The sequence below is a fragment of the Zunongwangia atlantica 22II14-10F7 genome (genome assembly GCF_002094855.1).
Taxonomy (GTDB): Bacteria; Bacteroidota; Bacteroidia; order Flavobacteriales; family Flavobacteriaceae; genus Zunongwangia; species Zunongwangia atlantica.
In genome coordinates this window covers 121,956-134,300 of sequence record NZ_ARYN01000004.1, presented here as the reverse complement: position 1 = coordinate 134,300, position 12,345 = coordinate 121,956, and the positions used below count along the sequence as shown (strand labels likewise).

Annotated in this window: 9 protein-coding genes; 6 read left to right on the top strand and 3 right to left on the bottom strand. The window is 35.1% G+C overall.

The window, feature by feature from the left end:
• Nucleotides 1–47 precede the first annotated feature (47 nt).
• Entirely contained in the window at nt 48–1,250 is a 1,203-nt protein-coding gene (locus IIF7_RS05445) for a hypothetical protein (RefSeq protein WP_084840669.1), read from the bottom strand.
• Nucleotides 1,251–1,366: 116 nt separating this feature from the next.
• On the bottom strand, nt 1,367–2,098 hold the full coding sequence (locus IIF7_RS05440; protein WP_084840668.1) for a class I SAM-dependent methyltransferase: 732 nt from the start codon (nt 2,096–2,098) through the stop codon (nt 1,367–1,369).
• A gap of 418 nt (nt 2,099–2,516) precedes the next feature.
• Here IIF7_RS05440 and IIF7_RS05435 point away from each other — a divergent pair, with 418 nt between their 5' ends.
• From IIF7_RS05435 to IIF7_RS05420, 4 genes are all read left to right on the top strand, one after another.
• A complete protein-coding gene (locus tag IIF7_RS05435; protein WP_084840667.1) occupies nt 2,517–3,476 on the top strand; it encodes a glycoside hydrolase family 43 protein in 960 nt (319 codons plus the stop codon).
• Nucleotides 3,477–3,508: 32 nt separating this feature from the next.
• Nucleotides 3,509–5,803 carry a GH92 family glycosyl hydrolase gene (locus IIF7_RS05430; RefSeq protein WP_084840666.1) on the top strand — a complete coding sequence of 765 codons (2,295 nt, stop codon included), beginning with the start codon at nt 3,509–3,511 and terminating at the stop codon, nt 5,801–5,803.
• Nucleotides 5,804–5,812: 9 nt separating this feature from the next.
• A complete protein-coding gene (locus IIF7_RS05425; RefSeq protein WP_084840665.1) occupies nt 5,813–8,209 on the top strand; it encodes a GH92 family glycosyl hydrolase in 2,397 nt (798 codons plus the stop codon).
• Between the two features lie 204 nt (nt 8,210–8,413).
• On the top strand, nt 8,414–9,025 hold the full coding sequence (locus tag IIF7_RS05420) for a hypothetical protein (protein ID WP_084840664.1): 612 nt from the start codon (nt 8,414–8,416) through the stop codon (nt 9,023–9,025).
• A 199-nt stretch (nt 9,026–9,224) separates the two neighbouring features.
• On the opposite strand, the gene IIF7_RS05415 is transcribed toward IIF7_RS05420, so the two are convergent.
• Nucleotides 9,225–9,662: an energy transducer TonB gene (locus tag IIF7_RS05415; RefSeq protein ID WP_084840663.1), complete on the bottom strand. Its 438-nt coding sequence runs from the start codon at nt 9,660–9,662 to the stop codon at nt 9,225–9,227.
• Between the two features lie 241 nt (nt 9,663–9,903).
• Between IIF7_RS05415 and IIF7_RS05410 the strand changes: the two genes are divergently transcribed.
• Nucleotides 9,904–11,076, top strand: coding sequence for a TonB-dependent receptor (locus IIF7_RS05410; protein ID WP_084840662.1), 1,173 nt, complete (start codon nt 9,904–9,906; stop codon nt 11,074–11,076).
• Nucleotides 11,045–12,307, top strand: coding sequence for an outer membrane beta-barrel family protein (locus tag IIF7_RS05405; protein ID WP_084840661.1), 1,263 nt, complete (start codon nt 11,045–11,047; stop codon nt 12,305–12,307). Before IIF7_RS05410 ends, IIF7_RS05405 begins: the two co-directional genes overlap by 32 nt.
• Nucleotides 12,308–12,345: the final 38 nt, after the last annotated feature.

The window sequence follows — 12,345 nt, the reverse complement described above, 5'->3', positions numbered from 1 at the left end:
TTTTATATTCATCTAAAATGTCTTTATAAAACCACTAAAATAAACGCTTATTCAACAATATACATTTCGTTAGAGGCTTTTATATATTCCTGCGGATTAAATGTACTTTCAAAACTGTTTTTAACGATATCTAATTTTAGCTCTAAATCGCCCATTTTCTCTTTTAAATAAGGGTCTTTCTTATATTTTTCGATAAGACCTTCATATTTATTCAGATTTTCTAAAATTCTAAAGGTAATATCTCCAAATCTTATTTTTAGATTCTGAACCGCCAACATCTGGTCGTGATAGCTCTGTTTCCAGTTTTCTGGATTGCTTTCGCGTTCTTCAACAATCTTATTCTCAGCAATTTTAGAGATATCTAAGATATATTGTGTTCTTTTTTTCGCATCTGTTTCGTTAGTAAATTTGCGTCCAAAGGCTTTTAAATCGATCCCTAGCATTTGTTCAAAATTCTCGGTCATCGCTTTATCCTGAATGTTCTTAAGTTCATCCAGACTTTTATTAATGGCCTCCCACTCGGTTTCAATAAGATCTTTATCGTGCGTAAATTGTGAAACCGAAGTGGTTAACTTCAGCATTTGTACACTTTGCTCGCGTAATTCTTTATCTCTTCGGTTTAAAGAATTGATAAAAGTTCCTATTCCGTCAAAAAGACTTCCGGCAAACATCCCAACAAATGGAGTACCCTGACTCAAATCTCCGGTAACTTCAATGATATGATTTAAAGCTGCTAAACGCGCATTATCTTCCTGGCTATCTTTTACAAAATTTTGGAATTTCCCAAACCACTCCTGGTAACCCTCATAATGCATAGGATTACTTACCTGATCTAATGTTGAATAAAATTCGCGCGAACTATTAAAAAGATTTAATGGCTTGATTTCACGCTCCATGCTGGCTAAGTTTAACACGGCCGAGCTATAATTGTATTTATAAACACTAATGGTGTTTTTATCGATTTCAGACTGGCGTTCTTCTAAAAACTTTACGCGCTCTAATAATTTTTCAACTTTATCTGATGCATTTCTGGAGTTTTTAATGCTTTCATCAAGATTGTTGATTTTTGAATCAATTTCTTTAATTCTGAAGTCGAGATTCTGACTCAAAAGTGCTCGCTCTCGATTTAATTCTTTTAAAACCTGATCGGTCACCCTTTCGTCTGAAGATGTAGCTGAAAGGCTTTGCGATACCGCACTAGCACTTACAGCAACAAAAAGGCTTAAGCTTAAGGTTAATTTTTTCATCATTTGGTTTACTTAATTGGTATTTAGATTTTCAGCATTTTTTATGCCAAGCTAAAATATTAAAATTTCATTGATCCCTGAATGTTAGCTTTTACCACACCCATAAATCCTTCACTTTTTCAAAAAAGTTTACCAATTTTAAATATTATTGGGAATTCAATACTATTTTTACCTCCAAAGCTTTCTCTTAACTCCTCAAAAATATCATCTACAGGATTAAACCCGTGTTTATCTGAAAAATGTTTAACGGCAGACCAGGTTTTTAAATAACCAATAAGCCGCTCAAATTCCCATTCTTCTTTAAAATTTACCTCTGGAGTCGCAATTTCCTGACACGGAAAAGGAATACTTGCATAAGCATCGTCTAAATATTTTCGCTCCTCGTCCCAGGAAGATCCAATAACATCGTAATAAAAATGATCGATTATTTTATTGGTTTCAGGATTACTGCGGAAAAGACTATAGCCCAAAATCGCTATAATTCCGTCTGGTTTTAACGTCCGCTTCACTTCAGCATAAAATAGATCAAAATCAAACCAGTGGAGCGCTTGCGCAACAGTAATTAAATCGAAAAAATGATCTGGAAAATCAACATTTTCAGCAGGCTGAATACTATAGTTGATATTGGATATTTTTGGCGCTTGTTTTAATTGATTCTCGCTAATATCTGTAGCTTTTACCAGATCAAAAAACTTAGAAAGTTCACTGGCCACCTGTCCGTTTCCTGTTGCGCAATCCCAGGAATTTTTAGTGCTATTTAAATGTTTCTTTATTTCATCGAATATCGCCTTGGGATATTGCGGTCTAAAATTAGCGTAATTGGCAGATTGGTGCGAAAAATTATCTTTCATTTTATCGAATTTCATCTGAAAGATATAAAACCAAAATCAGTTATTATGGCTATAAAATCATAAATACTTCTGAAAATAAAGCTCATAACTACAGAAAAAAATCAACTGAGAAGTAAAATACTTCATGGTGAGCCCTCGTAACATTCTTTGAAAATAAATTTTGTTTTCGAGACAAGCATCAGAGTATTATAACCTTTGGCAGGCCAATAAAAAGCTTTTGCATTTTGTTTACTTAAATGCAAAAAACTTTATAATTGAAGACCATAAAGCGCTAATATAAAAAGCTCTTGCCTAAAGCCATTTTTTTCGTAAAATAGTTAAAAATTAAATATTCGTTAAAATTTTAGCTAAATCGATTTACTTATTAACTTTTATTTTCGTATCATAGCAAACTGAAACAATCCAGAATTCTTTTATCATGAAAAAATTAACACTAATCGCATTGATGCTTTGCTTTTCAGGCGTTTTTGCCCAAAAAAACAATCCCGTATTTCCGGGTTGGTACGCAGATCCTGAAGGGATAGTTTTTGAAGATCAATATTGGATCTACCCTACTTATTCTGCTCCTTACGGAAAACAGGTGTTTTTTGATGCATTTTCTTCTCCAGATCTTGTAAACTGGACAAAGCATGAAAAAGTTTTAGATACTGCTGCCGTAAAATGGGCTAAACGTGCCGTTTGGGCTCCTTCTATTATTAAAAAAGAAGATAAATACTATTTGTTTTTTGGCGCAAACGATATACAAAGTGATAATGAATTAGGCGGAATTGGAATTGCCGTTGCTGATTCTCCTGAAGGTCCTTATAAAGATCATTTAGGAAAACCGCTAATTGGTAAATTCCATAATGGTGCACAGCCAATAGATCAATTTTGCTTTAGAGATAAAGATGGCCAATATTACCTATACTACGGGGGTTGGGGACATTGTAATGTAGCTAAACTAAACGACGATTTTACTGGTTTTGTTCCTTTTGAGGATGGCACTATTTTTAAAGAAGTAACTCCTGAAGGTTATGTAGAAGGCCCATTTATGTTCATCAAAGATGGAAAGTACTATTTTATGTGGTCTGAAGGTGGCTGGACAGGCCCAAATTATTCTGTAGCCTATGCCATTGCAGATTCTCCTATGGGACCATTTAAAAGAATAGATAAGATACTTCAGCAGGATAAAGATATTGCTACTGGTGCCGGTCACCATTCAGTAATAAAACATCCTAAAGACGACGATTATTATATTGTTTATCACCGCAGACCGCTTACAGAAACTGATGGAAATTCCAGAGAAACCTGTATCGATGTGATGGAATTTGATAGCAACGGACATATAAAACCAGTAAAAATTACTAAGGAAGGTGTTGCTTCACATCCTTTAAAATAAATTCGTACAATCTAAATTATTCAACATACACTATGAAAAAAAAGTTCTTAACGGTACTGGCTTTCCTTGCCGTATTTAATTATGCGGAAGCCCAGAACCATCTTATAGAATCTGTGGAGAATCCTGTAGATTTTGTAAACCCTTTAATGGGAACAGATTCTAACCCTGGATTATCTAACGGAAATACCTACCCTGCCGTTGCTGTGCCTTGGGGAATGAATTTATGGACGCCACAAACAGGACCAATGGGACATGGTTGGGCGTATACTTACAATGCCGATAAAATACGCGGATTTAAACAAACGCACCAGCCATCACCTTGGATGAACGATTATGGGCAGTTTTCGTTAATGCCCGTTACCGGCGGAATGAAATTTAACCAGGATGATCGCGCAAGCTGGTTCTCTCATAAAGCTGAAGTTTCTACTCCTTATTATTATAAGGTATATTTAGCAGATCACGATGTAACGGTAGAACTTACGCCAACAGAGCGTGCTGCTCAATTTAAAATGACTTTTCCTAAATCTGATAGCTCTTACGTAGTTATCGATCCTTTTGATAAAGGTTCTTATGTAAAAGTTATTCCTGAAGAAAATAAGATCATTGGATACACCAAAAAATATGCTCGTGGAAAATTAACCAATTTCAAGAACTATTTTGTTATTCAGTTTGATAAACCATTTAGCGATGTAAACACCTGGGAAGGTGATAAATTAGCTAAAGGACAGGCTCAAATGGAAGCAGATCACGCAGGTGCTATCGTTGGTTTTGATACTAAAGATGGTGCTGTTGTAAATGCAAAAGTGGCTTCTTCTTTTATTAGTTTCGAGCAGGCGCAGTTAAACTTAGACCGTGAAATTGCAAAAGACGATTTTGAAACTACAAAGCAAAATGCACGTGATAACTGGAATGAAAAACTAGGAAGACTAGAAGTTTCTGGAGGAACAATAGACCAGGTTAGAACTTTTTATTCTTGTCTTTACAGAACATTATTTTTCCCAAATAAACTATACGAGATCAACGAAAATGAAGAGATCGTACACTGGAGCCCATATAATGGAGAGATTTTGCCGGGCTATATGTTTGCCGGTACTGGTTTTTGGGATACGTTTAGAGCACTTTATCCATTCTTAAATTTAGCTTATCCTTCTATCAATAAAGAAATGCAGGCTGGTCTTGCCAACGATTATAAAGAAGGTGGTTGGTTACCAGAATGGTCTAGCCCAGGTTATGCTAATATTATGGTTGGTAACAACTCAGCTTCAGTAGTTGCTGATGCTTACATTAAAGGTTTAAGAGGTTACGATACAGAAACTTTATGGGATGCATTGGTAAACGGTGCTAATAACGAAGGGCCTATGTCTGCCGTTGGTCGTGCAGGAGCTCCATATTACAATAAATTAGGATACGTTCCTTATGATGTTGGAGTTAACGAAAGTGCTGCAAGAACTTTAGAATATGCCTACGATGATTTTGCTATCTACCAGTTTGGTAAAGCCATAGGAAAACCTAAAAAAGAAATTAAGATTTATGCTGAAAGAAGTATGAATTATAAAAATCTTTTTGATCCTAGCTATGGATTAATGAGAGGAAAAAACGAAGATGGAAGCTGGCAGGAAGATTTTAATCCGTTTAAATGGGGTAATCCTTTTACTGAAGGAAATAGCTGGCACTATAGCTGGTCTGTATTCCACGATGTTGAAGGTTTAATAGGCCTTATGGGTGGTAAAGAAAACTTCGTTAAGAAACTTGATTCTGTTTTCTCTATGCCTCCAATTTTCGACGAAAGTGTTTATGGTGGTGTAATTCACGAAATTCGTGAAATGCAAATTGCAGATATGGGACAATATGCACATGGTAACCAGCCAATTCAGCACATGATCTACTTATACAACTATGCAGGTGAACCTTGGAAAACTCAGAAATGGGCAAGAGAAACTATGGATAGAATGTATAAAGCAACTCCAGATGGATATTGTGGTGATGAGGACAACGGGCAAACTTCTGCATGGTATGTATTTTCTGCGCTAGGCTTTTACCCAGTTACCCCGGCTGTAGATCAATATGTTATGGGAGCTCCTTTATTTAAAAAGGTGACCGTAAATCTTGAAAATGGAAATAAGATCGAAATCAATGCACCTAAAAATAGCGACGATAATAAATATATCGAAAGTATGACGATTGATGGAAAATCATACAATAAAAACTATTTAACGCATTCAGATCTTGTTGAAGGTGCAACGATTAACATTGAAATGAGCGATTCCCCAAATAAAAATCGCGGGACTAAAAAGGATGCTTTCCCTTATTCATTTTCTAACGAATAGAATTAATTTATGACTATAAGTTCATTTAAAAATAAAACTCAGATTAAAAAAGGAGTCCGACTTTTAGGTGCTGGTATTTTACTAAGCTCTTTAAGTTTATATACTTCCTGTAAAGACGCTGAAGCCGATGAAAACTCGGTTTCAGCATCTAAAATAAAAGATGCCAAAGATTTTGCGCAATATGTAGATCCTATGATTGGTACCGCTAAAATGGGACACACCTACCCTGGTGCAACAGTTCCTTTTGGTAGTGTACAATTAAGTCCAGATACAGATACTATTCCTTATGCTGTAGATGGTCATTACAATCCAGATGTATATAAATATTGTGCAGGTTATCAATATGAAGATAAAACCATCGTTGGTTTTAGCCATACCCATTTTAGTGGTACAGGACATTCAGATCTTGGTGACTTTTTAATTATGCCTACCACAGGAGATCTTAAATTAAATCCTGGTACAGCTACGAATCCAGAAAGCGGTTATCGTTCCAGATTCTCTCACGATAACGAAAATGCTGAAGCCGGTTATTATAGCGTAATGTTAGACGACTATAATATTAAAGCCGAAATGACTGCAACTTCACGTGTTGGGATGCATCAATATTCTTTTCCTGAAGGGGAAGATGCGCATATTGTTTTCGATTTAATGCATGGTATTTATAACTACGATGATAAAAACGTATGGACATTTGTACGTGTAGAAAATGATACTTTAGTAACAGGATATCGCCAAACCAATGGTTGGGCAAGAACTCGCCGTGTATACTTTGCGATGTCTTTTAGTAAACCTATTAAAGACTACGGAAGAGCAAGATACGATCGTCAGCCTTATGGTGGTTTCTGGGGAAAATTCGACCAATCTAAAAACTTCCCTGAAATCGCAGGAGAGAAAATTAGAATGTATTTCAATTTCGATCTAGAACCTCAGGAAAAATTAAAGGTGAAAATGGCCATTTCTCCGGTAAGTTCTGAAGGTGCTTTAACTAATATGAAACAAGAAACTCCGCATTGGGATTTCGACCAGGTTAAAGCAGATGCCAAAGCAAACTGGAATAGAGAATTGAATAAAGTTCAGTTATCTTCTGAAGATGAAGATGAGTTGACTAACTTCTACACCGCTATGTATCATGCATTTTTAGGTCCTACAGAATATATGGATACCGATGGTAAATATATGGGCCTAGATATGAATGTGCATGAAGCTGATGGATTTACAAATTATACCAGTTTCTCACTTTGGGATACCTATAGAGCGCTACATCCTTTGTTCAACGTTTTACAACCAGAACGCAATGCAGATATGGCCGAATCTATGATGGCACATTACGACCAAAGTGTACATACAATGTTACCTGTTTGGTCGCATTATGCAAACGAAAACTGGTGTATGATTGGATATCATAGTGCTTCGGTTTTAGCTGACGCCATTGTAAAAGGAAATGCAGATTTCGATCAGGAACATGCATTAGAAGCCATGGTAAATACGGCAAGAACCAGATACTATGATGGTTTAGGTTATTATATGGATATGGGCTACGTCCCAGAAGATAAAAATGGATCTTCAGTTTCTAAAACCTTAGAATATGCCTATGACGACTGGGCAATTGCTCAGGCTGCTAAAAAGCTTGGTAAAACCGAGATCTACGAAGAGTTTATTAAAAGAGCCGAAAACTATAAGAATGTTTACGATGCTAAAACTGGTTTTATGCGTCCTAAATTAAGTGATGGTACTTTTAAAAAGGATTTTGATGAATTAAATACACATGGGCAAGGATTTATTGAAGGAAATAGCTGGAACTACAGCTTATACGTTCCTCATGCTCCTGCTGAAATGATCGAAATGATGGGCGGAAAAGATCAATTTTCGCAACATTTGGATTCACTTTTCACGATGGAACTTCCTGATAAATATTTCGAAAATACTGAAGATATTTCTCGTGAAGGGATTATTGGTAACTATGTACACGGTAACGAGCCTTCACACCATGTGGCTTATCTTTATAACTGGACCAATACCCCTTGGAAATCTCAGGATAAAATTAGAATGATCCTGGATATGAAATATCAAACAGGATCTGATGGACTTAGCGGTAACGACGATTTTGGACAAATGAGTGCATGGTATATTTTTAGTAGCCTTGGCTTCTACCCTGTTGCACCAGGATCTGTAGATTATGCTCTAGGAAGCCCTGCAGTTGAAGACGCTAGTATAAATCTTGATAACGGTAATACTTTTAGAGTAATTGGTGAAAACCAAAGTAAAGAAAATGTGTATGTTGAAAAAGTAGAATTAAATGGGGAGGAATTAACCAAACCTTTTATCTCCCATGATGCTGTAATGAACGGTGGCGAACTTAAATTCTACATGACCAACAAACCAAATACAGATTTGTTTATTAATTAGTTTGTATAGTTTATATTGTTTTGAGTGTTGAAAAGCGGGCAATTTGCCCGCTTTTCTTTTTTTTTAATGATCTTCATTAATATATATTCTAAGCATAAACCGGATTCTTCCCCTTATAGCTTAAATAATCAAGTTTATATACAAAAGCTAAATGCATTTAGTTTATATTTATGGAAATCATCAATCTCAATAACAAGACTTTATATGAAAAAAGTACTACTTCTTAGCGTTCTAATCATCCTTTCAGTTTCCTGTAAATCTGATAAAACAAATGAATCAATAACTAATGGTGTTGTCGAGAATGGTTATTACACAAATACAGATTATAAATTAAAACTTAAGCTTCCAAAAAAGCAAAGTGTTTTTTATCCAATCTCAGAAACTAAGGAAATTCCAAATGTCATTCAGCAAAAAATAAATGACAACCATTTACTTTTGGTAGGAATCGATGATAAAAATTATATGTCGGTTTACTTAAATCCGCTTCAAAAACAGGAAAATATTAAGTTTGCTGCTGAAAAATATTACCCTATTTCTAAACTGGTGTGTAAAAATCTTGAAAAAGATTATGCCAATGGGCGCGAAATAGCCTACCACCAAAATTGGAGTGACGTAACTATTAACGAAATTCCATATAAAATTTATGACATCGAGTTAGTCACCTATCCTAAAGATGAATCTATAGTACATTCGTTAGTTTACGTACGTCAGGAAAATAAGGCTGAAGAACTTATATTTTCTATAAATTATACCGATAAATCAAAGCGAAAAGCGCTAGAAGATCAGCTGGTTGCTTCATTAGTTGGAAAGAGTTAGAATATATGTATTCAAATCGCTGCGAAAATAATTTGTCCTCAAATTACCAAAAGCTAGCGTAAACGAAGAAGTATAAATAAAATGCCTTGGGGCAAGCCCACAAGGCATTCGTTAAAAGTACTTTTTAATTTCAAAGCAAGACTCATGCTATTATACCCATTGGCGGTGCCAATAAAGCCGTAATTAGATAATTTTGACTTTAAATTTTAAATTTAACGGGGACTGCATACATTACATTTACCGCTTTCCCATCTTTCATCGCAGGTTTTAGTCTTCTTATTTTCTTTACAGCAAGTTTGATATTTTTCGCAATCTTTTTGTTTTCAAAATCAACGAATATCTGGTCTACTTTTCCTTTTTTATTTATTCTAAATTTAGCGATAGCGGTATACAATCCCGGTTCTAGGTTTTGGCTATTTATAATAGCAGTATCCACTCGTGCCATGATTGTATTACGAACGCTTTTACTGAAACATTTAGCAAGATCTTTATTACTGGCATTAGGATCACAATTTTTAGCTACGGGAATTCTATCTACAACTTTTAGATCTAATCCATCTATTGAAGGATCTGATTGTGCATTGGCAAAAGTGCATATTAAAATAAATAGTAACGTAGAAAATAATTTTTTCAGCATAAACTCATTTTTAAAAATAGTAATGTAAAAAAATGGATATCAAAGCACCTATTATTTGTTATTTTTTTTACACCAAAGCGTTTATTTATTGTATTTTGTGAAAAATCAATTCGAGAACCTGGGTTAAAGCCTTCGAGATATTAATAGGAAAGTATTTTTTAATTTCGAGCTAAGCCTTTGTTTATTAAATCCATAATAAGGGATTAGAAAACAACATTTCTCAAAATTCTCTATTTCATCAATGAGACTAGTTTTAGTTGTATTATTCGCGTTTTTGTTCACCACTTCTTCAGCACAAGAAATTACCGGTAAAATTATCGAAAATCAGCAACAATCTCCACTAGCTTTTGCTGAGGTTGTTTTAAAACCCATTACTTCAGGAGAACTTACCGGAACAGTTACCGATGAAAATGGAAATTTCAGTATAAATATCTCTCCAGGGGAATATATACTCGAAATCTCTTATGTAGGTAACAAACTTTACACGAAAAAAATTAATGTAAAAACTTCTAATCTCGATCTGGAAACGATTAGTGTTAAGAATTCTCAGCAATTAGATGAGGTGATCTTAACGGCTAGAAAAAAACTGATAGAAAGAAAGATCGACCGACTCGTTTTTAACGTCGCTAATTCCTCCAAAGCTTCACAAGGAGACGTAATTGAAGTTCTAAAGATCACTCCGAGCATTCGTGTTGAAAATGATGAAATTACGATGATCGGTAAAGGTAGTATGCGAGTGATGATTAATGAGCAAATGCTGCAACTTACCGGAATGGATCTTATAAATTACCTGCAAAGTATCGACTCTGAAAGCATAAAAAGTGTTGAGGTAATTAGCAATCCCCCGGCTAGATATGAAGCTGAAGGAAATAGCGGACTCATAAATATTGTGCTTAAAAAGTCTAAAAACGATTCCTGGAATGCGCAACTTAAAGGAACTTTTATTCAGCGCACAAAACCAAATTATAGAACTTCAGCAAACTTTAATTATAATAAAGACAAACTTACATTTTCTGGCCGGCTTGGATTTATAAAACATCAAATTCTGCTTCAGGAAGATCTAAATACAAGGTATCGCGAAGAAACTTCAGCAATAAAAACTCCAGTAGATATCGATTTGGAAGGCCAGGTAGCTTCCGCAGAAATTGGCTACGAGATTAACCAAAATTGGCAAATAGGCGGCCAATATTTTTTTAACACAACAAGAGCAGATATTTTAACCAGGCCAGAGACGCGAATATCCAGAGAGAATGACGAAGATGTGACTATAATAACTAACGGCCAGGAACCACAACATCCCAGGCTGCACAAAGTCAATCTAAATAGCCAGATAAATCTGGATACTCTGGGTAAAAGAGTGATCATTAATCTCGATTATTTAAATAATCACAACGAGGGACACAAAATTTTATAATGGCGAGCAAATAGAGGGATTAGATGAAGAAAATGAGCGACGATATTTCTTTTCTTACAACAATAACGTAAATGATTTTAATATCTATTCGGCTAAAATCGATGTCGAAAATCCACTAAAATGGATTAATCTTGATTTTGGTGCAAAGTATAATTTTTCAGACATTTCAAGTGATATTAGTTCTTTTAGCCCGGGATTTATATTAAGGCCAATAGAAGATCCTACAACTTTAATGGATACTTATCCTTTGCCATTTCAGTATAAAGAAAATATTGCCGCAGCTTATATTTCTGGAACCCGAAATTTTGGAGAACGCTGGTCGGCACAACTAGGTTTTCGCTTAGAACGTACAGAAATTGATGCACATTCTATTCTACCAAATGTTAACCGATACGATCTTTACACCAACCTTTTCCCTAGCCTTTACATCAATTACAACCTAGATAACCAAACTAATTTTTCTGCTAGTTATAGTCGTAGAATTCAGCGGCCAGATTTTTATGAGCTTAATCCCTATGAATATTATAGGAGTCCGAATTTATTTTACTCCGGAAATCCAAATTTAGAGCCTGCATTTATTGATAATGTTGAATTGAATATTATCCATAAAAACCTGGTAACCCGTCTATATTTTACCAAAGAAGTTGATGCTTATGCTGAAATTCCTGTTCCCGATAGGGATGAAAATTTTAGTGTATTTAGTTATGAAAATTATATTGATAGACAAGCTTTTGGAATCTCAGAAAGTTATACATGGAATACTTTAAACTGGTGGAGCAGCGTTAACAATCTTGATATTAGTTATTCTAAAGCTTCATTTAATTTAACTGCTCCAGAGCCAGATCGTAATGGTTTTAACAGCCGCATAAGCACAAATAACGATTTTAATCTAAATGCTGAAAAGACGATTATCGCCGGACTAAATTATTGGTATCAATTTGCAGGTTTTGACGGCATTTTTGAAACCGAAGCACAAAGTGCTACAGGGGTTTCTCTTCAGTTTTTACTTCTAGATAAAAACCTAAATATTAGTTTACGAGGAGAAGATCTTTTTAGAAATGCGATAGACCGAAGAAGTGCGGTAATCAACGGAGTGACGCAGGAAATTAAAAACTTTTACGACACCCGCCAATTCTGGCTAAGCGTTAGTTACAAATTTGGAAATGACAATTTAAAAGTAAGATCTCAGCGATCTGGAAATTCAGATATCGAAAGACGTGCAGGTGGTTGATATTCGATAAAATAGCGATACTTTTTTTCGGTTTTCAG

What these genes read in the sequence shown, in the direction of transcription:
- IIF7_RS05445 (WP_084840669.1), bottom strand. Translation starts at nt 1,250, where the DNA reads ATGATGAAAAAATTAACCTTAAGCTTAAGCCTTTTTGTTGCTGTAAGT.
- IIF7_RS05440 (WP_084840668.1), bottom strand. Translation starts at nt 2,098, where the DNA reads ATGAAAGATAATTTTTCGCACCAATCTGCCAATTACGCTAATTTTAGA.
- IIF7_RS05435 (WP_084840667.1), top strand. Translation starts at nt 2,517, where the DNA reads ATGAAAAAATTAACACTAATCGCATTGATGCTTTGCTTTTCAGGCGTT.
- IIF7_RS05430 (WP_084840666.1), top strand. Translation starts at nt 3,509, where the DNA reads ATGAAAAAAAAGTTCTTAACGGTACTGGCTTTCCTTGCCGTATTTAAT.
- IIF7_RS05425 (WP_084840665.1), top strand. Translation starts at nt 5,813, where the DNA reads ATGACTATAAGTTCATTTAAAAATAAAACTCAGATTAAAAAAGGAGTC.
- IIF7_RS05420 (WP_084840664.1), top strand. Translation starts at nt 8,414, where the DNA reads ATGAAAAAAGTACTACTTCTTAGCGTTCTAATCATCCTTTCAGTTTCC.
- IIF7_RS05415 (WP_084840663.1), bottom strand. Translation starts at nt 9,662, where the DNA reads ATGCTGAAAAAATTATTTTCTACGTTACTATTTATTTTAATATGCACT.
- IIF7_RS05410 (WP_084840662.1), top strand. Translation starts at nt 9,904, where the DNA reads ATGAGACTAGTTTTAGTTGTATTATTCGCGTTTTTGTTCACCACTTCT.